Genomic DNA, 23,337 nt, shown 5'->3' with positions numbered 1-23,337 from the left:
GAAGCTTTTTTTTAGTTATCAAAATAAAATTTATCATTACTAAATAACATCTAAATTTTCATATTTTGTTTTGTTTAGAGAATTTAGTTAATGTGAATTACTTTATAACGAGTTGCCAATAATACCTAAATGAAAATAGAATACGAAAAACTACGAAATGAAATCAAGAGAAAACACAGCTTTAAATACAAGCCTAAATTTTCTGAATCATTCAAAACAAATATTAACGAAAATCAAATTACACCATTAATTATCGAAGTATTTAAAAAATTGGAATGGCCAATAGTTTTTCAAAACAATAAGTCTGTAGAAGCAAAATGTAAAGGCGATTTTAGTAAATTAGTAGGAAAACTAACCATAACAAAAAATAATTCTGGAAGAATTGAGGTGAATAGCAAATCATTAGAAGGAATTTTTTTTGATTTTGGTAAGAACTCCAAAAGAACAGGATTGTTTATTGCTCTTTTCAAAAAGTTAGCAATCGAATATAAAGAAAGCGGGAAGCTTAATGAATTAGAAACTGAATTTGAAAAACAAAATAGTTGGGTTGATTATGAAGTTCCATCGAAATTACCAAAACCTAAAAAATTTGGAAAACCAAACTTGATTCTCACAATAATTGGTGGATTAATAATCGCAATTCTATTTGGAATGCTAATTGGGTTTTTAACTATTGAATTCACATATTTTATTGGTTTATATGAACTCGGAATCGGAATCGGAATTGGTTATTTATTCGGACTAGTTTTAAGGCAAACTAATTACATAGAATTTAGACCAATTCAATTCATTATTGGTGGAATGATGGTTATTCTCTTTTTTACAAATCTATACACTCAATATTATTTAGTTTCCATAGAGAACAATATGATAACATTTAATTTTATTGAATTTATGAGATTTCGTTGGGAAGTTGGATTAAAAATTAAAAAATTAGAAACTGGCTCTGTTGGTCTTTTACTTTTTTGGATTTTTCAAATTGTTTTTCCTTTCTTTCTAGCTGAAGTAAAAATTGCAGGAATAACAATGAATTATATGATTGAAAAAATTCCTAAAAAAGTTCTAGAATATACAATTTATCTTTTTGACATTGGAATGCAGGTAAGCGAAGTTAGAGCAGAATTATCACAAAAAGGTTGGAATAAAGAATCTGACCAAAATGAGGTTTTTGAAGCTTTAGGAGCGATTAATGGATTTCGGGAAAACAATCGTGAATAAAGTACTACTAGCAACACACTTATAGAAAAAATTAAATTAGGAACAATACACTCTACTTAATTTTATCTAATATTTAATCACAATTTCCAAAGCAAACACCTAATTATAATAACAAAAAAAGCTTCTCATTTCTGAGAAGCTTTTTGCTTTTGGGTGAAAGACGGGATTCGAACCCGCGACCCTCGGTACCACAAACCGATGCTCTAACCAACTGAGCTACAATCACCATTTAAACACATTTTTGTAATGCGTGTGCAAATGTAAATTAAATCCCTTTTACTACAAAGTTTTTTATTAAAATTTTTAATCTTTTTTTATCTTTTTATTTTAGATCAAACAAGCTATCAACAGTAATATAGCGCTCTACAGTAAAACCTTCGGCGTAATCCACTCCAACTAAGCGACCTAAGTCTTTAGCTCTATAATTAACACTATCAATAAAGCTTTTACTTGTTATTGGTGTTTCTGGCTCATTACTTTTACTATTAAAGAATTGAGTCTGGTATGCATCTACAGATTTTTGCTTAATTTCCATAAAATTAGAAATATCGACTACAAAATCTGGTTCAATGTTCTTCCATTGTATGTAATGGTACACATGCTTTGGTCTCCATTTTTCTTGATTTACATCGTCAAGCTTTGTTTCAATTTTAATTAATCCGCTTAAAAAACAAGCATCGCTTACTAGCTTACTTCCTTTTCCGTGATCAATATGTCTATCGTCAATAGCATTACAAAGCACAATCTCAGGTTGGTATTTTCTAAGCATTTTAATTATTTCTAATTGATGCTCTTTATCATTAATAAAAAAGCCATCTGCAAAACCTAAGTTCTCTCTAATAGACAAACCTAGAATCTCAGCCGCATTTGCTGCTTCTGCTCTTCTTGTTTCGGCTGTACCACGAGTACCTAATTCGCCTTTTGTTAAATCTATTACGCCTACTTTTTTACCTTCGGCAATTGCTTTTGCAATAGTTCCTCCTGCTCCTAGTTCTATATCGTCTGGATGTGCTCCAAATGCTAGTATATCTAATTTCATAGAAAATTTATTTTTCATTCCACAAAAGTGGAAATCGCTTTAATTATTTATTTATCCAATCTTGTTGTTCCTTTTCTGTTAAAAACGTCCAAGCTACTACTCTACTCTTTTTATTCCCTTGACTCATTTCTATTACCTTAACAGTAGTTGCGCCTAATTTCGCTAAAGACTTCTTCATAGACTTAATATTATCTTTACTAGATACTAAACTAGTGTACCAGAAACATTGTGTCTTAAATAGAGAACTTTCGTAAAGATAAGTGTGTAAAAAAGCCTTCTCTCCGCCTTTAAAACACAATTCGTGTGCTTGACCTGCAAAATTTCTTGTTACCGCATCTGTAAGCTTACCTAAACCTTTTAATTTACGTGTTGTAGCTTCAAAAGCTTCAGCTTCGTCTTTAAAAAATGGAGGATTACAAATGGATACAGAAAATTTATCATTTGAACTTATAACACCTTTAAAAACACTTTCTGCAACAGGCTGGTGTTTTAACTGAATCTCTTTTTTAAGCTTGTTCTTAATAATTATTTTTTCCGCGTAAGCGATAGACTTTTTATTAGCATCTGTAGCTACAAATTTCCAGTTATACTCAGCATTACCAAGTAACGGATAAATACAAGATGCTCCTGTACCAATATCTAAAACAGTAATATCTTTACTGATCTTAGATTTTCTTATAAGGTCTGCAATATGATGTATGTAATCTACACGACCAGGAATTGGAGGACATAAATTAGTGTCTGGAAACTGCCAATATTCTATATTATAATGAGACTTTAGCAATGCTGTATTTAATGCTTTTACAGCTTTAGCGTCTGCGAAATCTATGGTTTGTTTTTCGTATTTATTAACGAAAACGTGTGGTATTAATTCCGGAAAAACCTCTGTTAGTTTTTCGATGTCGTAATCAATAATGTGTTTGTTTTTTTATGCAAAATTTTATAATGTGTTTATTGCTTGTTGTATATCCTTTTTTAAATCTTTTACTGATTCTATTCCTAATGAGAATCTAATTAAACCATCGCTTATTCCTACGGCATCTCTTTCTTCTTGACTTAACAATGAATGAGATGTTTGTGAAGGACTTACAACAGTGCTCTCTACTCCTGCTAAGCTTAGAGAAGCTTTAATTAGTTTTAATGCTTTTTGAAATTTTTCTGAATCCAATCCATCTTCTAATTCAAAAGATAGCATAGCTCCAAAACCATGCATTTGCGCTTTTGCGAGTTCATGCTCTGGATGGTTTTTTAAACCTGGGTAATAGACCTTTTTAATGGCATCGTTTTTCTCTAACCATTTAGCCATTTTACCCGCGTTCTTAGTTTGTTTTTTAACACGAAGTCCCATAGTTTTCATGCTACGTTCTAGCATCCAAACGGTAAAGTCGCTTAAACTACCTCCCAGATTTATTGAAACCTTCCATATGCGATCCATGTGTTCTTTAGAGCCTGTAACCGCTCCAGCGCAAATATCACTATGTCCTCCAAAATACTTGGTTGCAGAGTGCATAATTAAATCTATACCAAAATCTCCAGGTGTTTGATTTACTGGACTTGCAAATGTATTATCAATACTTGTAAGTATTTTATGTGCTTTTGCTAAATCTGCTACAGCTTTAATATCTGTAATGGTTAACAAAGGATTAGAAGGTGTTTCTAAATGTATTAACTTGGTATTTGGTTGAATTGCTGCTTCAAAATCTGCTATGCTATAACCGTTTGTAAAGGTAAATTCTATATTAAATTTAGGAAATTCCTCTCGTATAAAATTACTTGTACCACCATACAGTGTATTTTGAACGACAATATGATCTCCTGATTTTAAGAAGGCTAAAAACATATGACTTAAAGCTGCCATACCTGAACCAAAAATCATTGCCATTTCTTTACGCTCTAAAGCTGCAATTTTTTTTGACAAATATTCTTGATTTGGTGTATTAAAAGAACGTGGATAACGTTTTACATCCATATCTATAAACTCGTAAGAGCTTGCTAAATAAATAGGAGATACTGCACCTTTAAACTGTTCGTCTTTAATTTCTCCAACATGTGTACAAATGGTATTTAAACCTAATTTATTTTTACTCATAACGTAAAGATAGTAATTGTTACATTTAAGTTTTAGTACTTATCTATAAACAATTGTATTATTCTTAAAATCTATTAAAAACCAATGGTTTAACAACGTTTTAACGCAAAATAAAAACCTCTATTTGTATATTAGAAGTATTATGATACAGACAGAAAAAAAAGAAAATACAGCGTTTATTAAAGAATCAGTTAATTATTTGAAACACTTAGGTTTCGAAAATATAAAGGCAGATGTAGAAGGTTATGAAAGTCCTAAATCTTACGTTAAAAAAGATGGTGATGTTAAGATTACTCCAGATATAACAGCTACTAAGCGTACCAGGAAATACTACTTTGAAATTAGTTTAAAAAGTGATAAACCACGTTTATTAAAGTCTAAATGGCGTTTTATAGATGTGTTAAGTAGAATGAACGATCACCGATTTAGAATTATAACTACAAAAGGACATTATAAATTTACAAATGATCTTCTAAACGATATAAACTTACACAAAACACTAATTAAGCTATAATTTATAGCTAATTAGAAATGAAACAGCGTATAGATTCCACTACATACGCTGTTTTTTTATGCTTTATTATTAAGCTGTGATTTAAGTAGTTTATTCTGCTCAGCCATTAGTTCATTTAAATCTGTAAGTAACTGAATATCTTTTGGTGTTTTAACTGTTTTATCTTTAGCATCGTGAGACTTGTCTCGTAATCTATTCATTGCTTTTACAACAAGAAATACAGTAATTCCAATAATTATAAAATCCATGAAAGCTTCTGCTAAAGCACCATATTGCATAACGACTTCGTCTGCAATTACTTTACCAGCTTCATCAAAAGTTCCTTCTCTTAGAACAATTTTTTTATCTTGAAGATTAATACCATCAGTTAATAAAGATAAAGGTGGCATTAATACTTTTTTTACTAGAACATCTATAACTTTATTAAAGGATGCTCCAACAATAATACCAATTGCCATGTCCATCATATTACCTTTTACAGCAAACTCTTTGAACTCTTTTAAAAATGTAGACATACTAAACCTTAGATAATGTTATAAACCTATTTCTTATAATATTTAGCATACATTCTATAAGAAGAAACAGCTAATATAGTTATAAGAACTACTGCTACTCCAATGTACTTATAACTTAAATCCTGTCCAGATTGATAAGAATGTAATCCTGATAAGTAGAAATTTACACCAAAATAAGTGAAAATTATAAATCCTAAAGCTATAATAGACATCAAGTTAAAAAACCATCTACCACGTAAACCTGGTACTAAACGGGCGTGTATTACAAAAGCATAAACCATTATACTAATAAGTGCCCAAGTTTCTTTTGGGTCCCAGCCCCAATAACGTCCCCAACTTTCGTTTGCCCACATTCCGCCAAGAAAGTTTCCAATGGTTAGCATTACTAAACCAACGGTTAAAGACATTTCGTTAATAATGGTAAGCTCCTTTATGTTTAAGAGCATTTTTTCTTTGTTTTCTTTGTTTGTTAACAGCATTAATACTAGGACTGTTACTCCCAAAATCATAGATAAAGTAAAAGGTCCGTAACTTGCAACAATTACTGCAACATGTATCATTAACCAGTAACTATCTAAAACTGGAGGTAGATTTGCAATCGCTGGATCCATCCAACTTAAATGTGCAACCATTAACAGCATAGACGTTACAAACGCTCCTGCTGCTGTAGTTAAATTAGAAGAATGTTTTCCACTAATTAAACTAGTATAAACGGTAGCTAAACTTTTATTCGAAGTACTAGAAAGCATTAATCCAAATAACATTGTTGCCCAAGCTACATAAATCATAGATTCGTAACCATCACTCCATGGTGCGTGTCCTGAAATATACCAACGTAAAATTAAACCTATTGTATGTGCTATAAACGATAGTAATATTAATATTTTAAGCGTTACTATTAATAGATTAAGAAACTTGCTTTTGTCTTTAAAAATTTGGACGATTAATAATACAAATAGTATTGCTCCAAACAACATGTAAGCGTAATGTAGATTTTTAAAGATATCGTACTTGTTGTATAAAATTTCTGTGTTAATTTTTTCTTCGCTAAGCATGACTTCGCTTCCTAGCTTAACTTGATTTCTTTTAAAAGCTTCTAAAATTTTATCAGCTTCAGAAAAATCACCAGATTGCTTTGCATTATTTAAACGGTATAAATAAAGATTAAAACTCTGGTTTACAAAACTCTGGTAAATAGTATCTTTTATTTGCTCCTTATAATGTTCTTTTCTGTATTCGTTAGAAGAAATCCATTTATTATTCTCGTCTTCTGGAATAGGAAATATTTTAAGCGAATTACCTTGTACTGTATTATGAAGCAAGTTTACACGTTGATCTGCTTCACGAAATTCTTTTTGATAACCATTAGGCGCTATTGCTTTGTATGCTTCATCTAAGTATGGTGCTAATTTGTAATCTCCATTACCAGTAAAGAAATTACCTAAAGTAGCATAACCAACAGATTTATCTACGCCTATAATACTTCTTAAAGAATCGTCTTTTTTAGCTTTTAAATAGATAATTGGTACGTTGTACCAAAATGCAGGACTCTCTTGTACAGAAAGAAAAATTTGATCTGCACTAAAACCTTCGTAAGTATCACTTTTACTTAATTTTCTTAAAAATTCTGATGCATAAGTATTAACAGGCATCATTCGTCCTCCAACATCTTGTATAACCAAACGACCAAACTTATCTGCTTGTTCTTTTGGTACTATATTAGCGCGTAAAATAGAATCTACTGCAGCTTTATTTTCTTCGTAAGTGTATTCGTCATGCTCTACTACATTAGCCTTTGTTTGCACTTGTTGAACTGCTGCGTGTTCAGAATGGTCGTGACCATCGTCTGCAGAGTGTTGTTCTTGAGCAAAACCTGTAAGAGAAAAACAGACTAATAGAATAGAAATAATCTCAGATTTCTTTTCTTTTACTTTATCTAATGCACGTTTTAAGTCGGCAAAACGTGTGTTTTTATCAAACAAGATAGCCATCATACCAAAATAAAGTAACATATAACCTAAGTACGTAAACCAAGTTCCCCAATAATCATGATTAACAGAGAGTCTAGTTAATGTTTCGTTGTTATCGAAACCAGCTTGAAAGAAGCGGTATCCTCTGTGATCTAAAACATTATTCATAAAAATTTTATAATCAAAATCACCTTCTTGCGCATCGTTTACAGTAATAGCACTTGAAAAAGCCGAATAACTGTTTTTAGTTCCAGGATATTTATCTGCAACAAAATCATTTAATTTTATACTAAATGGTAATTCTAACAGTTTAGCTCCAAATCTAAAATCCAAATCTAAACCTCCTATTTCTAATCTTTCCCATTGGTTTGTGGTACCCATTCCGCCAAGTAGGTTTACTTTTTTCGTTTCACCATTAGCAGAGACGTTTAATACTATGCCATCTTCATCACTTTTTAATAATTGCGATTTTTTTACAATATCAAAAGTTCCTTTTATAACTGGCTTTGGAAACACCATTTGCATTTTACCAATTACGTATCTAGAACGTAACATTAAAGGCTGAATACTATCTTTAACCAATTTACCTTCAGACATTGTTGCCATTTGTAAATATTCACCTTCAAAAGGAGAATCTATAGTTATCCCATTTTCACCATCCACTATATTAATAGCTCCTTTTTTAGGATTATTTAAAGTAAAAATAATATTATGAATCAATTGATCTTCACCAGATTTTAAGTAGTGATTATGTGGTGCACCATTACCTGCTTCTACTATTTTTAGGTACTCTTCACCGTTTTCATTTGGAATAATATCTTTTTCTGCACTAGAAACAAATTTTTCTAAAGACACAGAAACTGGTGTAGTATTGTATGTTGTGCTAAATTCTAAAGAGTTGTTTAGTCTTTCAGAGAAATCGACTTCCTTTTCAATACGTAAACGTTGTGGTACATCATTAATTTTGTAATCTCCGTTTACCAATACTTGAACGTATGTTTTTTGAGATAGAAAAGTATTTTCTGTTTCACCTTCTTGAATTGGCATCATTCCTTCATACCCAATGTAACGCGTAATAAAAGCGCCTAAAAGAATAAAAATGAAAGCCAAATGCAGCACTAATGTTGCCCATTTTGCTTTTTTATACAAACGGAATCTAAAAATATTTCCAACAAAATTAATGACGAAAAAAACCATAATTGCTTCAAACCACCACGTGTTATAAATTAAGGTTCGAGAATAAGGTGTTGGAGAAGTTTCTTGTCCTGCATCCATAAAAGTACCAATAATCATGGCAGCAGCAAAAAGAATAAATAAAGTGGCTGTTAAACGAGTAGAAAAAAGGATTTTCGTGAGTTTATTTTGCATCATATCAAGGCTCTGTTTAGCTCGTGCAAATATAATCCTTTTTGTTTGTTTTAGTTATCGGATAAATGAGGAATTACTGTTAAAATTACGATAAATCTTTAGCGCGCGCTTCAAATATTTTTAAGTATAAAAATGAGCCCATTTTTCGAGCACGACGTTTTGCATTTTCGGCTACTTCTCCTTCAAATAATTCGTCTATAGTTTGAATCCAATAATTTAACCAAATCCCAAAATGAAGTTCGGTAATACTATTATTATTGTCCTTATCTACTTTTGCGTGCACCTCGAGCGGATTGCCTATGTATTTATGTTCTAATTTTCTAGAAAAAAACAAACTAGATTCCCAAAATGTAGTTAAATGGTTAAGGTGTTTTTTCCAATTAGTAATCGCATTATTAAAAATTGGCCCTAGAGTTTCATCATTTCTTATTTTAACATAAAATGAATCTACCAATAACGCTACATCTTCTCGAGTGTTTATATCTTTTTTCTCCATTGTTTACAAAGATACTATTATCATCTTTTTTTTAAGCGTTTGGTTACTTATTTTAGCCAAATGATTTCAGTAGTACTTTTAGGCGCAGGAAATGTAGCCACTCACCTATTTAAAGCTTTTCATGCTTCGAAAGAAGTTGAAATAAAACAATGGTATAATCGTAGTTTAAAGACGATTGACAAATATAAAAACAAAGTGGAAGTAACCGATGATTTATCGTCGTTGGTTCTAGCAGATATTTATATTCTAGCAGTTAGTGATGATGCTATAGAAGATTTATCTATGCAACTCCCTTTCGAAGACCGATTGGTAGTACATACTTCTGGTAGCACGAGTTTATATGCTGTAGATATGAAACAAAAACGAGGTGTATTTTATCCTTTACAAACGTTTTCTAAAGCTGCAGATCTTAATTTTACAGATGTTCCTATTTGTATTGAAGCTTTGAAGAAAGCCGACTTACCACTTTTAAAGCAATTAGCTGAAGCTATTGGTAGCAAGAGTAATAAGGTGAATAGCGACCAAAGACAAGCCTTACATTTAGCAGCAGTATTTGTAAATAATTTTACAAATCAGTTGTATAGAATGGCTCATGAAATTACAGAAATGAATGGAGCAGAATTCGATATTTTAAAACCATTAATTAAAGAGACTGCTAATAAAATAGAATCGCTCTCTCCTTATCTGGCACAAACTGGACCGGCATTACGCAACGATAAGAAAACAATAAAAAGACATTTAAAACAACTAGAAAGCGACCAACATAAAGACGTTTACGAGTTGCTTACAAAAGCTATAAAAAAGACACATGGAATACGATAAAAGTTACAAAGAGTATTTAGTAAACATTAATACCTTTATTTTTGATGTTGATGGTGTATTAACAGACGGTTCTCTTACAATAACAGAAACTGGAGACATGTTAAGAACCATGAATGTTAAAGACGGCTATGCATTAAAACAAGCATTAAATAAAGGTTATAACGTTTGTATTATTTCTGGAGGAACAAACGAAGGCGTTAAAAAACGTTTAGAAAATTTAGGCGTTTTAGATGTGTTTTTAGGTGCACACAATAAGATAGAGCAGTTTAATAAATATATTTTAGATAAAAATATAAAACCAGAAAACGTGTTATATATGGGAGACGACATTCCGGATATTCCTGTTATGGAATTAGTAGGTTTAGCTACTTGCCCACAAGATGCTGTACAAGAAGTAAAACAAGTTTCAAATTACATTTCACATATAAGTGGTGGAAAAGGTAGTGTACGCGATGTTATAGAACAGGTTTTAAAAGTAAAAAACGATTGGAATACTTTTTTTGATGCTTCAATTTAGCATCTGTTTTAAGTAAACGAAAAATAGAATAACATTAATACTTTCAATTTTAATACTTATTCCTATATTTTTTTTGGAATAATGGCATTAATAAAAAGATGTATTATCAATACCATAGATAAACTTTGAATTTACTAAACTTAATCCGCTGGAGAAATTTATTAATGATTGCCGTAGTGCAACTATTAGTTAAATATGCATTATTCCCTGCTTTTGTAATAGACACAACTTTGAGTCCGTTAAACTTCTTTTTATTAATACTAGCAACACTTGCCATTGCTGCTGGTGGCTACATTATTAATGATATTTATGATATTGAAACAGATACCATAAACAAACCAAACAAAGTAATTGTAGGTAAAAAAATAACAGAGAGTTCTGCTAACAAATTATACATCTTATTTACTTTTATTGGTGTTTGTATTGGTTTCTATTTGTCTCACAAAGTTGGTAGACCTCCATTTTTTGGGCTATTTGTAATTATTGCTGCAGCACTTTATGTCTATGCTTCTTATTTAAAACAAATTGCAGTTGCTGGTAATATTATAGTGTCAATACTAGTATCACTTAGCTTACTAATTGTTGGCGTTTTTGAACTTATTCCTGCAATGACTATTGAAAACGAAACTATACAATCTACAATGCTTGAGGTACTAACAGATTTTGCCATTTTTGCATTTCTAATTAATTTTATACGTGAAATAGTAAAAGACACTCAAGATGTAGATGGAGACCACAAAGCTGGTATGCAAACCTTACCTATTTTATTTGGTAAAGCACGAACATCTAAAGTAACAATGGCTTTAACGTTAATAACTATTGCTATAATTATTTACTATATAACGACTTTTTTATACATGCATGTTACAGCAATTGCCTATTTTTTAATTGCTGTAGTTGGACCGTTAATTTACATTGCTATTAAAATGTTTACTGCAGAAAATAGTAACCATTTTAAACACATAAGTTTTATGCTTAAAATAGTAATGATTACTGGAATGTTATCGATGGCACTTTACAGAGTAATACTATAATTATGCTAAACGAAAAACTTAAAAATAGACATATTATATTGGCTTCAGGTTCTCCAAGACGTCAAGACTTTTTTAAAAATTTAGGTTTAGATTTCGAAATAAGGTTAAAAGATATTGAAGAAATCTATCCTCCTGAATTAACGCATTGTCAAATTAGTGACTATTTAGCCGAATTAAAATCTTTACCTTTTATTAAAGAACTAAAAGATGAAGACATCCTAGTGACGAGCGATACTATAGTATGGCATAAAGACATCGCTTTAGGCAAACCAAAAGATAATGATGAAGCTTTTGCCATGTTAAAATCTTTAAGTAACGATACTCACGAAGTTATTACATCTATCTGTATACGCACAAAAGTTTATAAAAAGACTGTAAATGCCGTTACAAAAGTTACTTTTAAAGCCTTTACAGACAAAGAACTTTGGCATTATATTACAACGTGCTCTCCTTTAGATAAGGCTGGAGCTTATGGTATTCAAGAATGGATTGGGCAAGTGGGTGTTATTAATATAGAAGGCTCCTATTTTAATGTTATGGGTTTACCAACACACTTACTTTACGAAACGTTAAATACTGTTGCCGACGATTATTAGTATTGTAATTTTGTAATAAAAAAAACATGAATACAAAAAATAAAATCCTTGCATGTTTAGTTGTTGTTTTTGCATTAACACTATGTTCTTGTACTAATAAAGAATCAAAAAACTTAGACCATTCCAAAGTTGAAACTGAAATAAACACGAGCCCTAAAACTAAAGTCTTTCAACCTAACAAAAGCTTTAATGATTACTGGTATGCTGGTGAAGCTGAGATTTCTTCTTATAATCTTGAGCAATCTCGCTATGGAGAGACAAGGAACGGAACAGCTGTTTTAATATATGTAACGGAACCTTTTCTAGCCGATAAACAAGTTAAATCAGATAATAGTAACCCTTCTAATATTAATGTTTTAAAGCTTAATAAGACTAAAAATTTCACTACTGGTATTTATCCGTACTCTATTATGCAGAGTACTTTTTATCCTGTTACAAATAATAAACATGCAATAAAAGTAAGCTGCTCTATACAAGAATGGTGTGGGCATGTTTATACTCAATTAAATAACCGTGATCAGTTTGAAATAGACTCTCACTCCTACTTCGAAAATCAAGCAGATAATGATTTTACTTTAGATAAAAGTATTTTAGAAAACGAACTTTGGACACAATTACGTATCGATCCTAAAAGTCTTCCAACAGGAGAAGTTAAGATAATTCCATCTTTAGAGTTTGTTCGTTTAAAACACGATCCTCTAAAAGCATACGACGTTTCTGCTATTTTAAAAACAGGCAACTACACACTTAACTACCCTAGTTTAAAGCGTAAACTTAGTATTAATTTTAATCCAAAATTTCCTTACGAGATATTAGATTGGGAAGAAAATATCGATGGTGCAATTACAAAAGCAACAAGATTAAAAACAATAAAATCTGCATACTGGAATAAAAAAAGTAAGAAAGACGAAGTATTAAGAGAAACGCTTCTCTTACAATAAAATAGTGTTATGTTACTACTTAAAACTTACACCATGTTTCTACAAAAAATTGAACCAGAACTTATAAATACAATAATTCTATTAGCTGTATTTATTATTATTAGAACAGTAGGGAAAATTGCTATTAGAAAAATCGGTATTAAAAGCACTATAAACGATGCACGTATCCGATTAATTTCTAGATACTTCACATTTACTCTATTAATTATTTTTCTATTTATAGAAGCATTTATTGTTGGTGTACAACTAGATGAAATTTCAATTGTATTCTCTTCTGTTTTTGCTGTAATTGGTGTTGGCTTATTTGCTATTTGGTCTATTTTAAGCAATGTTACTTCTGGTGTAATTATGTTTTTTTCGTTTCCTTATAAAGTAGGAGATAAAATAAAAATCCATGATAAAGATTACCCAATAGAAGCTGTAATAGAAGATATTCGTGCTTTCCAATTACATCTTAGAATAGATTCTGGTGATTTAGTAACATATCCAAATAATTTAATTCTTCAAAAAGCAGTAACTTTAGTTCAAAAAGACGCCATAGAAGATTTTGGTGATTTTCATTAACAATTAAACAATGACTAAGAGAAAACCTAAAAAGCGAACTCAAAATTATAAAAAGCAGGTTGGGCAAGTTCCTGGTGCTTTAATATATACAGGTACTAGAGAAACTTCTCAATTATTTATAGAATCGTTTGACTACAATAAAGATTCTTTTGTAGAAAAAGAATTAAAGACTGTAGAAGAGGCTTTTCAGTTTAAATCCTCAGGTACTGTAACATGGATTAACCTTAATGGTTTAAACCAAATTGGAGAGATTGAAAAACTAGGTACGCATTACAACTTACACCCATTAGTTTTAGAAGATATAGTAAGCACAAATCAACGTCCAAAAATTGATGAATATGAAGACTACATATTTATTGTTTTAAAGATGATGTATTATGATGCTGATGAGAAAATTATATCTGAGCAAGTTAGTTTTATTTTAGGTGAGAATTATGTGCTATCGCTTCAAGAAGCTGAAGGCGATGTGTTCGACTCTTTGCGCGAACGTATTCGCCAAAGTAAAGGTCGTATTCGTGGTTTAGGCTCAGATTATTTGCTCTATGCTTTAATAGATTCTGTAGTGGATCATTATTATGCCATTATTGAAACAATGGGTAATAAAATTGAAGATCTTGAAGATAATTTATTCGAAGGCTTAACTAAAGACGAGATTAGTACAGAAATACAAGGACTTAAACGAGAAGTGTTAAAAGTAAGACGTGCTATTTTTCCGTTACGCGAAATTATAAATCGTATCGATAAAAATAACAGTAAACTTATTGATGAAAAAACACTACACTATTTTAGTGATGTTTATGACCATATTATACAAGTGTCTGATACTATAGATATATATCGAGAAATGATTTGGGGATTAATGGATATGTATATGACCACCATTAGTAATCGCATGAACGAAGTCATGAAAGTACTAACCATTATTGCAACTATTTTTATACCATTAACTTTTATTGCTGGTATTTACGGGATGAATTTTGATAACATTCCAGAACTGCATTATAAATACAGTTACCAAATACTTTGGATTGTAATGATTGTTATTTTCTTAGGTATGCTGTATTATTTTAAGAGGAAAAAGTGGCTGTAATTTACCTAGCTATCATCTTAAAGTTCAATTTATAATATTAAAGATAAATAACATACATTTGGTAACTGTTAAACGACAACTCATCCTTTTTTAAATGCAAACCATAAATGAGTTAATGATATTTGAGTAATTAATTAAATTACGAAATATGTCATACAAAATTTTAATGTTCTTGCATTTGTTTACTGTACTTCCCGCATTTATTATAGGAACCATAAGTCTTGCTCTAAAAAAAGGAACTCAATTACACAAAGTATTAGGTAGAATATATATGGTACTAATGCTATTTACAGCTACAGTAACTCTTTTTATGCCTGCTGCAGTTGGACCAACCGTTTTTAATCATTTTGGGTGGATACACCTCTTTAGTTTTTTAACACTTTACACTGTTCCAACGGCATATACTGCTATTAAAAAAGGAAACATAAAAGCCCATAAACGTAAAATGATATTACTATACTTTGGTGCATTAATTATTGCCGGTGCGTTTACTTTTATGCCAGGCCGTTACTTACATTCTGTATTCTTTGGATAAAAATTTAATTTTTCTCTTTTAACAAAAACTTAAAAGTATGTGAATATGATGATTTTACCTTTGTAGAAAAAAACTATGCTTCGTATACTTAAAAGTAAACTTGATATACTTCAGGATTCCTGCGAAAAAACATTAGAACAATCTAATAAACTACCTTCTTCAAATAAAACTAAAAGCGATGCTAAACAACTTGAAGCACAAAAAATATTAGAACAAATAGAAATACTACAGCAACACTAAATATAGTATCTTCGTGCCTAATTTATTTAAAAACAAATTATGAATTGTTTACTTACCGGAGGAACTGGAATTGTTGGAAGTCACGTAATATTCGATTGGCTTAAGCAAACCTTTATTAGTAATTCTCAAGATCATCTATATTTAGTTATTAGAAATAGTCATATTCTAGCAAAAGAGCGTTTAGTCAATATATTAAACAATGCTACAAAGCCAGACTATCTAAAAAATTACAGTTTAGAACAATGTCTAGAAAAAATTACAATAATAGCAGAAGACCTTGTAAGTATAAAAAAAGAGACACTTCAGGCTTATAATTTTTCTACAATTATACATTGTGCAGGTTCTACTAATTTATCTCATGCAACAAATTCTAAAACTGTTGTACATGAGCAAAATTATGTAGCAACGCAACAACTTTTAGAAAACCTTCCAGAAAGTGTAAACCGTTTTATATACATAAGTACAGCCTATTCTTTTGGTATTCAAAACGAAGTAGTAAACGATAGTATTTCAAAATATAACGTTAGTAGTTTTAGAAATCCTTATGAGCAGTCTAAATTCGAAACCGAACAATATGTTATTAAAAAATGTGAAGAAATTAATATCACTTCTCAAATCTTAAGACCAAGTATTATTTGTGGTAGACTTATAGATAAGCCCTTTTTTGAAACGCCTAAATATGATGTTTTCTATTCATGGCCTATGTTTTTAGATAAATATTCTAAAAAGTTTAAAGATGCGTTTAGAATATGGATTGACAAAGAAAGTGGACTAAATATAGTACCTGTCGATTTTGTTTCTAAAGCCATATTGTATGCTGTTGAACATCCTGAAATTAAAGAATTAAATATTGTAAATCCTAAACAAGTGTTACACAAGGACTATGTTGGGAAAGTACTTGAATCTTTTCAAATAAATAATTACGAGTATATAGACCAAATGCCATTAGACCATAATAGCTTTGAAGCTCTATATTATAAAACGATTGGAGAGTTATTTAAAAATTATATCTCTATTCCAGACCTACAGTTTGATGCAAAACGTATTAAAGAAATTATTAATCAGTTAAAATTAGAGGCTACACTTGGTGTACACGATAATTTCATGAATTTAATAAACTTTTCTGTAGAAAAGAAGTTTAAACAGAGTTACTAATTTTTTTTAAAATAGTTTAGCTTAAGCCAAGCTGTTTATAAACTTAATACTCTGAATATTAAACGTTTCAGATTGGTCTACATTTACAACATGCCCACAATCTTCTATTACTAATAAAGTAGATTTAATGTGCTTTGCGACTATGTTTTTTATAGAAGGTAAAAACAGGTGATCCTGTTCTCCCATAACATATAAGGTTGGTATTTTTATGTCTTTAGCCCTGAAAAAACGTAATAATGGATTTATTTCAGATGTTAGTTTAAACCAACGTACAAACTCTTTTTGGTAAAGTTTTTTTGCTTCATTTACAAACAAAGAACGTGACTTTTTATGGTTTTTACGTGGCATAATAATAAATGCAAAAAACTTATAAAGCAACATATAAGGTACTACAGATTTAAATACAACACCTAGTTTTATTAAGACTTGAGAACGGAAGTTTAATTTCATTATCGCGCCTCCCATAATCATGCTTTGTACACGTTCTGGATGTTTTTCTGCTAGATTACGTATTAATATTGTACCCAAAGAAATACCTACAAAATGGCTTTTTTCAATCTTTAAATGGTCTATAACTTCTACAATATCGTTAGTAATAGAATCGAAAGTATATTTAGATTTAAAAGCATCTTTTAAGGCAGGTTTAGAATTACCATGACCTCTCAAGTCTAAAACTAAAACATTAAACTGTGCACCAAAACTTCTTATTTGCTTAAACCAAATAGAAGAGCTTCCTCCTGCTCCGTGAACAAAAGTTACCCACTCGGTTGCTGTTTTATGTAAATAAGTAGAGTAGTTTATCATAAAGCTAAATTACATAAAGTCTTTTAAAACAGCTACAACATAATCAATTTCTGTTGTAGTGTTATATTTACTAAACGAAAACCTAAGAGATGGCTTCTGCATATCGTCATCACATAGTATTTGCGATAATACGTGAGAGCCTTTACTACTACCACTTTGGCAAGCACTACCTCTAGAACAAGCAATACCTTTTAGGTCTAATTGAAATAATAATATTGGTGCTTTTTCTGCTGCAATTGGCAAGCAAATATTAACTACTGTATATGTACTTTTCCCTAAATCCCCTGAACTTCCATTAAAAGTTGCTTCTGGAAAAGCTTCGGTTATAGATTTTATAAAATATTGTTTTAATGAAGTGATGTATGCACGTTCTTCGGTTAGATTAGCATAAGTTATTTTTAACGCTTCTTCTAAACCTACAATATTGTGTACCGATTCTGTTCCTGCTCTTGCACCACGCTCCTGCTCTCCACCAAAAATTAATGGTTTGATACCCGAATTTTTTCTAACAAAAGCAAAACCAACACCTTTTGGTCCATGAAATTTATGTGCACTAACAGCTAAAAAATCAATATTTATGTCTTGTAAATCTAATTCGTAATGTCCAACAGATTGTACAGTATCACTATGAAATAAAGCATTATTCGCTTTACATAATTCACCAACACGTTTTAGATCTAAAATGTTTCCAATCTCATTATTAACATGCATTAGGCTTACCATTTTCTTTTCTGAAGAAAGTAACAATTCTTCAAGATGTGCATAATTTATATGTCCATCGTCTTCCAAATCTACAAACTCAATATTTATACCATATTCAATTTTTAATTGATTTACAGTATATAAAACAGCATGGTGTTCTATACGCGAAGTAATAATTGTTTTTACACCCAAATCTCTAACAGCACTTCTAAGCGCAAGATTATCTGCTTCCGTTCCTCCAGAAGTAAAAATAATCTCTGAAGCCGAACAATTAAGTTGCTTTGCTACTGTTTTTCTTGCACTCTCAATCATAGATTTAGAAGTACGTCCAAAACTATGCGTAGAAGATGCATTACCATAGCACTCGCGCATAACTGTAGTCATTTTCTCTACAACTTCAGTTCTTATTTGCGTAGTTGCTGCACTATCAAAATATACTTGCTTCATTTTTTTGGGAAAACTTTAATATTTATTGTTAATCCTTGTAACTACTGATTTTTAAAAGGAAAAACAACCATTACAAGCCAACAAAAATAAGCCAAATAAAATTAATTACCATAAGCAGCGTTATCATTTACTCAATTCTGTTATTTTTGTTGCATAATCTATAATTTATGAGAATTATCTTTTCTTTTTTAGCCTTAGCTTTTCTTTTTACAAGTTGTGATGATGGTGACGTTATTACTGCAGAACTAAGTTTTGGAGATACTTTTGAAACCTGTGGAGATACAAGTTTAGTCTTTTACAAAATAAAGTCTGATCCTGCAGAAACCTTATCGCTTGAAATGAATATTACTTATGAAGAGTTGTTAGAAACTGAAACAGATGCCGATGCTTTATTATACTATCTTGTTGACGAAACACCAACGGAGACTATTAGTAGTTCTTATCCTTTTTATTATAGAACATATAGTAGTGCAGTAACTGGTAGTATTTTTTGTAATGCTATACCTGCTTCAAATTTAGGAATAACAAACGATTATATTTCCACTATAGGAACTGCAAATTTTAATATTGTTTTAACCGAAGATGATAATGATGGTATTCCTGCTGAATTTGAAGATGACAATGATGATGGTGATAACGATCCAAGAACAAACCCTACAGATACTGACGGTGATGGTATACCAAATTTCTTAGATGCTGACGATGATGGTGATAATGTATTAACAGCTGTAGAAATTGAATTTCAAACTATTACTACATTAGAAGAACTTGAACTAGTTTTAAATACTGATGCTAATTTTACAAATGGAGATAATGATCCAAATTATTTAGATTCAGATGATGATGCTGATGGTGTTTTAACCATAAATGAAGAAGGTTTTCTTACTCCAGACTTAGATCCTACAGACGATATCACAGATCCTAGTGTGGGTCCTGATTATTTAAATCCAGCTGTAAGCAATAATGATGCAGGAACTCTTCTATACATAGAACACACAATAGAACAAAGTTTTCTAATAGAGTTATTTATTAGTAATATTAGTTTATCAATTTTATCGCAAGACTTTATAGATTTTGGTACTAAAACTGTTACAAGTTCTAGAACTGTAACGCCTACATTTTAAAACTTAGTCGTGTGGTTTAATGTTTTGATAGATATAAACCTCTGTAGCGCCTTGTCCGTATTTTTTGTAATCGGCATCATAAAATTTCACATTATTATAACGCTTAAAAAGGTACTCTAATTCCATTTTTAATGTGCCTTCACCAACACCATGAATAAATACAATTTTTTGTATTTTCTTTTGCATGGCGAACTCTAACTTGTGTTTTGCTGTATCTAGCTGAATTAGTTTTTTATCATGACTAGTCATGTTTCTTTCAGATTTTACTAAATGATGTAAATGCAAATCGACTTCCATTGTAGGCTGAAAGCGTTCTTTAGGTTTTACTTTAGGCAGTGTTCTTTTTTTGTTCGATTCTTTTTCTGAAAGTACTTGATTTATACTCTTACTACTAAAAGCGCTTTTTCTAAGACTATCGCCTTCTTTTTTTACAATTTCATGAGCACTAAAAGACAACTCAAAACCATCTTGATCTTCTATTGTAATTTCAGAATTAGAAATTTTAATAACCACACCAGAAAGTGCTTCGTCTAAAACATATACGTAATCACCAATTTTAAAGCTCATTCTTCTTCGTCTTTTATTTCATAATCGTTTTTAGGTTTATTACTTGATAAGCTGGTATTAAGCATAAACAAACCAGCCATTAGTGTAAAAATCCCTAAAACCAAAAGTAAAATACTCTGGTTTTCGTTTGCTTTAGCATAAATAGCAATGCTTCCTCCTATTAAAATAAGCAAGTAGCTTATGGTGTTTTTATGTTTCATTTGTATATAAAAAAGCAAATATAAACGTTTTCTATAGGACCAAATTGAATGATTTAAAATAAATACGCTAAAACAACACTAAAATACTATGAAAACCAACACGTTAACTACATATAATTTTTTATATTTGCCTAGGCTCCACATCAAACCTAGTAGTAACCAAATTAACAACACTATGAAAACCTACCTTAACACCTTTATCCTATGCTTTTTATGCAGCTACACCTTTGCACAACTCTCTGTTAGAAATAACGCTTATGTTTTTGTTAAAGATGCATTTGTTTATGTTAAAGACGATGTAAAACTAGAAGAAGCTACCACAAGAATTTATCTTAGAGACGAAGCACAATTACTACAAGGAACAGGAACGACTGGGAATTCTGGTGTTGGTAAACTTAGTGTTTATCAAGAAGGAACCGTTAATAATTATGCTTATAACTATTGGGCTTCGCCTGTTGGTGAAATTAGTGTAAACGATAATACAAACAGAGATTTTATAATTGGAGATGTTTTAAACGATGCTACTGGCCTAATCTCTAGCCTTCCTATAGCATTAGGCACATCTTATGATGGTACCGCTTCTCCTTTAACCATTTCTCAGCATTGGCTTTATGGTTATAGTCCTGGTGCTACATATAGCGATTGGGATTATATAGGAGCGGGAGCACCTTTAAAACCTGGTTATGGTTTTAGTATGAAAGGTTCTACAGGTTCTACAAGCCAACAATACGATTTTAGAGGTAAACCAAATTCTGGAAATATAACTGTTGATGTTATTGCAACGCAATTTACTTTAGCAGGAAATCCTTATCCTTCTGCTTTAGATGCATATGCGTTTATTCATGATACAGATAATTCTTCAAAAATGTTAGGAAGTTTATTGTTTTGGGAACAGGATCCAACTGTAAATTCACATAATCTTGCTGCTTATGTGGGAGGTTATGCCACTTACACTGTTGCAGATATTGGATCAGGTACTCTTCTAGGGACTTATGTGCCTGCTACATTTCAAACACTTGGCAATGATGGATTTCCTGCTTCTGGAGCGGGTACAGTAAGTGACCCATCTAAAAAAGTAAAACGTTATTTACCAATTGGACAAGGTTTTATGATTGAAGGTGATCCTGGAATTACAGGAACACAATCTGTGACTTTCAAAAATACGCACCGTGCATTTTCTAAAGAGTCTGGTACAGAAAGTGAATTTTTTAGAACTTCTAGTTCTAGTTCTAGCTCTAGTACTGTTTCTAACGTTACAGAAAATACTTTTAATGATATACAATATAATACTGAGGGATTTCAAGTACTACCTCAGAGTGAAGATTTAAGACGTTTTAGACTAAATATTGATTTTAATAATGAAATAACTAGACAATTAGTACATAACTTTGTTCCTTCGGCTACAACCGGATTCGATTATGGTTTAGAAACTAACAATAGTTCTCCTAATGGTAGAGATGCCTATTTTATTGATGAAACTACAATGGCATACATTGCACAAGCAAATGTGTATGATATCGATTTAAAAATCCCTTTAGTTGTTACTATTGATGCAGATATGCCTTTACGTGTAAGAATTTACGACATACAAAATTTTAATGATGAATCAATTTACCTACACGATAAAGTAACAGACATTTATTACGATTTAACAGTATTAGATTACAATACAAATTTAGATACAGGTACTTATACTGATCGTTTTGAGATTACTTTTACAGGCACTACAGATACATTATCTACAGATGAGTTTACAGATTCTAATTTTATGGTGTTTCAAAACAATACAATCTCTCAATTAGTTGTTGCCAACCCTAATTCTTTAGCAGTAAAATCTGTATCATTAATAGATATTAATGGTAAACAAATTTTTAAGAAAGTGAATTTAAGTAATACTTCACGTCACGAATTTTCTACTAGAAACTTAAGCGACGGTGTATATGTAGCAACAGTAACTTTAGAAAACAATAATGTAATAAGTAAAAAAGTTGTTATTGCTAACAAATAAGACATAACTCAAAAAATAAAAAGCTGCTATTTAAATAGCGGCTTTTTTTATGAATATTATTTACATTTGCCTACATGATTATATTACAAGAACAATACATGTTACCTTGCTTAAACAAAAGACTATTTGGTTTTGAGTGTATGGGCTGTGGTTTGCAGCGAAGTCTTTCTTTTTTATATCATGGAGAATTTATAGCTGCTTTAAAAATGTATCCAGCTATTTACACGCTTCTTCCTTTAGCACTTATAATAGTAATCTCTTTTTTTTATAAACTTAAACATATAAATAAAATTATTAATGGACTTGCAATAGCTTCCGTTTTAATTATTATTATTAGTTTTATAGTCAAGAAAATAATTTAAAAAACCAACAAAAAATGGAACAACAAAAACTACCAAACGCATTAATAAGTATTATTTTAGGAATAACATCTTTTATTGGTTGCTGCTGTACAAGTGGATTTGGAGGTATCGTTTTATCTGGTGTTGCTCTATTTTTAGCAAAAAAAGATGAAAAGAAATACTTTGAAAACCCAGAGAATTATAGCAATTACGGACAAGTAAAAACAGCCAAAATTATTGCAATTATTGGATTAATTTTAGGAGCTATTACAGCTGCTGCATACATTTACTTAATTTCAACAGGTCAATTAGATGAGCTTAGAGAAAACTATATGGAAATGTTAACAGAAATGCAAGAAGCACAGCCTACTGCAGAGTAAATGAAAACATTATTAAAATAAAAAAGCTCATTAATTTAAGTTTTATAAGCTTTTTTTTATT

General features: G+C 30.7%; 26 protein-coding genes and 1 tRNA gene. 16 read left to right on the top strand and 11 right to left on the bottom strand.

Going from position 1 to position 23,337, the window contains the following annotated elements:
* The first annotated feature begins 129 nt into the window (after positions 1–129).
* Positions 130–1,218, top strand: a complete 1,089-nt coding sequence (locus ASC41_RS11830; protein ID WP_055436855.1) for a hypothetical protein — start codon at positions 130–132, stop codon at positions 1,216–1,218.
* Positions 1,219–1,369: 151 nt separating this feature from the next.
* On the opposite strand, the gene ASC41_RS11825 is transcribed toward ASC41_RS11830, so the two are convergent.
* From ASC41_RS11825 to ASC41_RS11810, 4 genes are all read right to left on the bottom strand, one after another.
* A tRNA-His gene (locus ASC41_RS11825) sits at positions 1,370–1,445 on the bottom strand.
* A gap of 95 nt (positions 1,446–1,540) precedes the next feature.
* A complete protein-coding gene (gene bshB1, locus ASC41_RS11820; RefSeq protein WP_055437076.1) occupies positions 1,541–2,257 on the bottom strand; it encodes a bacillithiol biosynthesis deacetylase BshB1 in 717 nt (238 codons plus the stop codon).
* Between the two features lie 43 nt (positions 2,258–2,300).
* Positions 2,301–3,173 (bottom strand): 23S rRNA (adenine(1618)-N(6))-methyltransferase RlmF, encoded by an 873-nt coding sequence (rlmF, locus tag ASC41_RS11815; protein WP_055436854.1) that lies wholly within the window; start codon positions 3,171–3,173, stop codon positions 2,301–2,303.
* 24 nt (positions 3,174–3,197) lie between these two features.
* Complete coding sequence (locus ASC41_RS11810; RefSeq protein ID WP_055436853.1) at positions 3,198–4,346, bottom strand: trans-sulfuration enzyme family protein; 1,149 nt, start codon at positions 4,344–4,346, stop codon at positions 3,198–3,200.
* 142 nt (positions 4,347–4,488) lie between these two features.
* Between ASC41_RS11810 and ASC41_RS11805 the strand changes: the two genes are divergently transcribed.
* The gene (locus tag ASC41_RS11805; RefSeq protein WP_055436852.1) at positions 4,489–4,860 is read left to right on the top strand and encodes a hypothetical protein; all 372 of its coding nucleotides are present in this window, start codon (positions 4,489–4,491) and stop codon (positions 4,858–4,860) included.
* Positions 4,861–4,916: 56 nt separating this feature from the next.
* Here ASC41_RS11805 and mscL read toward each other — a convergent pair whose 3' ends face one another.
* The 3 genes from mscL to ASC41_RS11790 form a co-directional block, all read right to left on the bottom strand.
* Complete coding sequence (gene mscL, locus ASC41_RS11800) at positions 4,917–5,375, bottom strand: large conductance mechanosensitive channel protein MscL (protein WP_055436851.1); 459 nt, start codon at positions 5,373–5,375, stop codon at positions 4,917–4,919.
* 26 nt (positions 5,376–5,401) lie between these two features.
* Positions 5,402–8,713, bottom strand: a complete 3,312-nt coding sequence (locus ASC41_RS11795) for a cytochrome c biogenesis protein CcsA (protein ID WP_055436850.1) — start codon at positions 8,711–8,713, stop codon at positions 5,402–5,404.
* A gap of 85 nt (positions 8,714–8,798) precedes the next feature.
* Positions 8,799–9,209 carry a group III truncated hemoglobin gene (locus ASC41_RS11790; protein ID WP_055436849.1) on the bottom strand — a complete coding sequence of 137 codons (411 nt, stop codon included), beginning with the start codon at positions 9,207–9,209 and terminating at the stop codon, positions 8,799–8,801.
* A gap of 60 nt (positions 9,210–9,269) precedes the next feature.
* Here ASC41_RS11790 and ASC41_RS11785 point away from each other — a divergent pair, with 60 nt between their 5' ends.
* The 10 genes from ASC41_RS11785 (at position 9,270) to ASC41_RS11745 (ending at position 16,703) form a co-directional block, all read left to right on the top strand.
* Positions 9,270–10,031: a Rossmann-like and DUF2520 domain-containing protein gene (locus tag ASC41_RS11785; protein ID WP_055436848.1), complete on the top strand. Its 762-nt coding sequence runs from the start codon at positions 9,270–9,272 to the stop codon at positions 10,029–10,031.
* The gene (locus ASC41_RS11780; protein ID WP_055436847.1) at positions 10,018–10,548 is read left to right on the top strand and encodes a KdsC family phosphatase; all 531 of its coding nucleotides are present in this window, start codon (positions 10,018–10,020) and stop codon (positions 10,546–10,548) included. Before ASC41_RS11785 ends, ASC41_RS11780 begins: the two co-directional genes overlap by 14 nt.
* Positions 10,549–10,673: 125 nt before the next feature.
* The gene (locus ASC41_RS11775) at positions 10,674–11,582 is read left to right on the top strand and encodes a geranylgeranylglycerol-phosphate geranylgeranyltransferase (RefSeq protein WP_083477198.1); all 909 of its coding nucleotides are present in this window, start codon (positions 10,674–10,676) and stop codon (positions 11,580–11,582) included.
* 2 nt (positions 11,583–11,584) lie between these two features.
* Positions 11,585–12,178, top strand: coding sequence for a Maf family nucleotide pyrophosphatase (locus tag ASC41_RS11770; protein ID WP_055436845.1), 594 nt, complete (start codon positions 11,585–11,587; stop codon positions 12,176–12,178).
* Positions 12,179–12,204: 26 nt separating this feature from the next.
* Positions 12,205–13,119, top strand: a complete 915-nt coding sequence (locus ASC41_RS11765) for a hypothetical protein (RefSeq protein WP_055436844.1) — start codon at positions 12,205–12,207, stop codon at positions 13,117–13,119.
* Between the two features lie 33 nt (positions 13,120–13,152).
* The gene (locus tag ASC41_RS11760; RefSeq protein WP_055437075.1) at positions 13,153–13,683 is read left to right on the top strand and encodes a mechanosensitive ion channel domain-containing protein; all 531 of its coding nucleotides are present in this window, start codon (positions 13,153–13,155) and stop codon (positions 13,681–13,683) included.
* Positions 13,684–13,693: 10 nt separating this feature from the next.
* Positions 13,694–14,773 carry a magnesium/cobalt transporter CorA gene (gene corA / locus ASC41_RS11755; RefSeq protein WP_055436843.1) on the top strand — a complete coding sequence of 360 codons (1,080 nt, stop codon included), beginning with the start codon at positions 13,694–13,696 and terminating at the stop codon, positions 14,771–14,773.
* A gap of 148 nt (positions 14,774–14,921) precedes the next feature.
* Entirely contained in the window at positions 14,922–15,308 is a 387-nt protein-coding gene (locus ASC41_RS11750; protein WP_055436842.1) for a DUF2306 domain-containing protein, read from the top strand.
* Between the two features lie 75 nt (positions 15,309–15,383).
* Positions 15,384–15,548 carry a Lacal_2735 family protein gene (locus ASC41_RS16840; RefSeq protein ID WP_152971467.1) on the top strand — a complete coding sequence of 55 codons (165 nt, stop codon included), beginning with the start codon at positions 15,384–15,386 and terminating at the stop codon, positions 15,546–15,548.
* Positions 15,549–15,587: 39 nt separating this feature from the next.
* Positions 15,588–16,703 carry an SDR family oxidoreductase gene (locus ASC41_RS11745; protein ID WP_055436841.1) on the top strand — a complete coding sequence of 372 codons (1,116 nt, stop codon included), beginning with the start codon at positions 15,588–15,590 and terminating at the stop codon, positions 16,701–16,703.
* Between the two features lie 21 nt (positions 16,704–16,724).
* Here the strand turns inward: ASC41_RS11745 and ASC41_RS11740 are convergent, their stop codons facing one another.
* Together ASC41_RS11740 and ASC41_RS11735 are read right to left on the bottom strand one after the other, a co-directional pair.
* Positions 16,725–17,507 (bottom strand): alpha/beta fold hydrolase, encoded by a 783-nt coding sequence (locus tag ASC41_RS11740; protein WP_055436840.1) that lies wholly within the window; start codon positions 17,505–17,507, stop codon positions 16,725–16,727.
* A 9-nt stretch (positions 17,508–17,516) separates the two neighbouring features.
* Positions 17,517–18,656, bottom strand: coding sequence for a cysteine desulfurase family protein (locus ASC41_RS11735; RefSeq protein ID WP_055436839.1), 1,140 nt, complete (start codon positions 18,654–18,656; stop codon positions 17,517–17,519).
* A 167-nt stretch (positions 18,657–18,823) separates the two neighbouring features.
* Between ASC41_RS11735 and ASC41_RS11730 the strand changes: the two genes are divergently transcribed.
* Positions 18,824–19,780, top strand: a complete 957-nt coding sequence (locus ASC41_RS11730; RefSeq protein ID WP_055436838.1) for a hypothetical protein — start codon at positions 18,824–18,826, stop codon at positions 19,778–19,780.
* A gap of 3 nt (positions 19,781–19,783) precedes the next feature.
* On the opposite strand, the gene ASC41_RS11725 is transcribed toward ASC41_RS11730, so the two are convergent.
* A complete protein-coding gene (locus ASC41_RS11725) occupies positions 19,784–20,347 on the bottom strand; it encodes a Smr/MutS family protein (RefSeq protein WP_055436837.1) in 564 nt (187 codons plus the stop codon).
* Positions 20,344–20,547 (bottom strand): hypothetical protein, encoded by a 204-nt coding sequence (locus tag ASC41_RS11720; protein WP_055436836.1) that lies wholly within the window; start codon positions 20,545–20,547, stop codon positions 20,344–20,346. The genes ASC41_RS11725 and ASC41_RS11720 overlap by 4 nt, the downstream gene beginning before the upstream one ends.
* Before the next feature lie 175 nt (positions 20,548–20,722).
* On the opposite strand from ASC41_RS11720, the gene ASC41_RS11715 reads away from it, so the two are divergent.
* The 3 genes from ASC41_RS11715 (at position 20,723) to ASC41_RS11705 (ending at position 23,276) form a co-directional block, all read left to right on the top strand.
* The gene (locus tag ASC41_RS11715; protein ID WP_055436835.1) at positions 20,723–22,555 is read left to right on the top strand and encodes a T9SS type A sorting domain-containing protein; all 1,833 of its coding nucleotides are present in this window, start codon (positions 20,723–20,725) and stop codon (positions 22,553–22,555) included.
* 74 nt (positions 22,556–22,629) lie between these two features.
* Positions 22,630–22,917, top strand: coding sequence for a DUF2752 domain-containing protein (locus ASC41_RS11710; RefSeq protein WP_055436834.1), 288 nt, complete (start codon positions 22,630–22,632; stop codon positions 22,915–22,917).
* 14 nt (positions 22,918–22,931) lie between these two features.
* Positions 22,932–23,276 carry a CCC motif membrane protein gene (locus ASC41_RS11705; protein WP_055436833.1) on the top strand — a complete coding sequence of 115 codons (345 nt, stop codon included), beginning with the start codon at positions 22,932–22,934 and terminating at the stop codon, positions 23,274–23,276.
* Positions 23,277–23,337 lie beyond the last annotated feature (61 nt).

The sequence above is a fragment of the Lacinutrix algicola genome (genome assembly GCF_001418085.1).
Lineage (GTDB): Bacteria > Bacteroidota > Bacteroidia > Flavobacteriales > Flavobacteriaceae > Lacinutrix > Lacinutrix algicola.
The sequence above is the reverse complement of the archived record's forward strand: the minus strand, read 5'-3'. Positions and strand labels throughout refer to the sequence as shown.

Coding starts and splice junctions, on each gene's coding strand:
- ASC41_RS11790 (WP_055436849.1), bottom strand. CDS start 9,209: ATGGAGAAAAAAGATATAAACACTCGAGAAGATGTAGCGTTATTGGTA.
- ASC41_RS11770 (WP_055436845.1), top strand. CDS start 11,585: ATGCTAAACGAAAAACTTAAAAATAGACATATTATATTGGCTTCAGGT.
- ASC41_RS11720 (WP_055436836.1), bottom strand. CDS start 20,547: ATGAAACATAAAAACACCATAAGCTACTTGCTTATTTTAATAGGAGGA.
- ASC41_RS11725 (WP_055436837.1), bottom strand. CDS start 20,347: ATGAGCTTTAAAATTGGTGATTACGTATATGTTTTAGACGAAGCACTT.
- ASC41_RS11795 (WP_055436850.1), bottom strand. CDS start 8,713: ATGCAAAATAAACTCACGAAAATCCTTTTTTCTACTCGTTTAACAGCC.
- ASC41_RS11745 (WP_055436841.1), top strand. CDS start 15,588: ATGAATTGTTTACTTACCGGAGGAACTGGAATTGTTGGAAGTCACGTA.
- corA (WP_055436843.1), top strand. CDS start 13,694: ATGACTAAGAGAAAACCTAAAAAGCGAACTCAAAATTATAAAAAGCAG.
- ASC41_RS11710 (WP_055436834.1), top strand. CDS start 22,630: ATGATTATATTACAAGAACAATACATGTTACCTTGCTTAAACAAAAGA.
- ASC41_RS11810 (WP_055436853.1), bottom strand. CDS start 4,346: ATGAGTAAAAATAAATTAGGTTTAAATACCATTTGTACACATGTTGGA.
- ASC41_RS11730 (WP_055436838.1), top strand. CDS start 18,824: ATGAGAATTATCTTTTCTTTTTTAGCCTTAGCTTTTCTTTTTACAAGT.
- ASC41_RS11805 (WP_055436852.1), top strand. CDS start 4,489: ATGATACAGACAGAAAAAAAAGAAAATACAGCGTTTATTAAAGAATCA.
- ASC41_RS11765 (WP_055436844.1), top strand. CDS start 12,205: ATGAATACAAAAAATAAAATCCTTGCATGTTTAGTTGTTGTTTTTGCA.
- mscL (WP_055436851.1), bottom strand. CDS start 5,375: ATGTCTACATTTTTAAAAGAGTTCAAAGAGTTTGCTGTAAAAGGTAAT.
- ASC41_RS11785 (WP_055436848.1), top strand. CDS start 9,270: ATGATTTCAGTAGTACTTTTAGGCGCAGGAAATGTAGCCACTCACCTA.
- ASC41_RS11780 (WP_055436847.1), top strand. CDS start 10,018: ATGGAATACGATAAAAGTTACAAAGAGTATTTAGTAAACATTAATACC.
- ASC41_RS11735 (WP_055436839.1), bottom strand. CDS start 18,656: ATGAAGCAAGTATATTTTGATAGTGCAGCAACTACGCAAATAAGAACT.
- ASC41_RS11750 (WP_055436842.1), top strand. CDS start 14,922: ATGTCATACAAAATTTTAATGTTCTTGCATTTGTTTACTGTACTTCCC.
- ASC41_RS16840 (WP_152971467.1), top strand. CDS start 15,384: ATGCTTCGTATACTTAAAAGTAAACTTGATATACTTCAGGATTCCTGC.
- ASC41_RS11715 (WP_055436835.1), top strand. CDS start 20,723: ATGAAAACCTACCTTAACACCTTTATCCTATGCTTTTTATGCAGCTAC.
- ASC41_RS11740 (WP_055436840.1), bottom strand. CDS start 17,507: ATGATAAACTACTCTACTTATTTACATAAAACAGCAACCGAGTGGGTA.
- ASC41_RS11830 (WP_055436855.1), top strand. CDS start 130: ATGAAAATAGAATACGAAAAACTACGAAATGAAATCAAGAGAAAACAC.
- ASC41_RS11705 (WP_055436833.1), top strand. CDS start 22,932: ATGGAACAACAAAAACTACCAAACGCATTAATAAGTATTATTTTAGGA.
- ASC41_RS11760 (WP_055437075.1), top strand. CDS start 13,153: ATGTTTCTACAAAAAATTGAACCAGAACTTATAAATACAATAATTCTA.
- bshB1 (WP_055437076.1), bottom strand. CDS start 2,257: ATGAAATTAGATATACTAGCATTTGGAGCACATCCAGACGATATAGAA.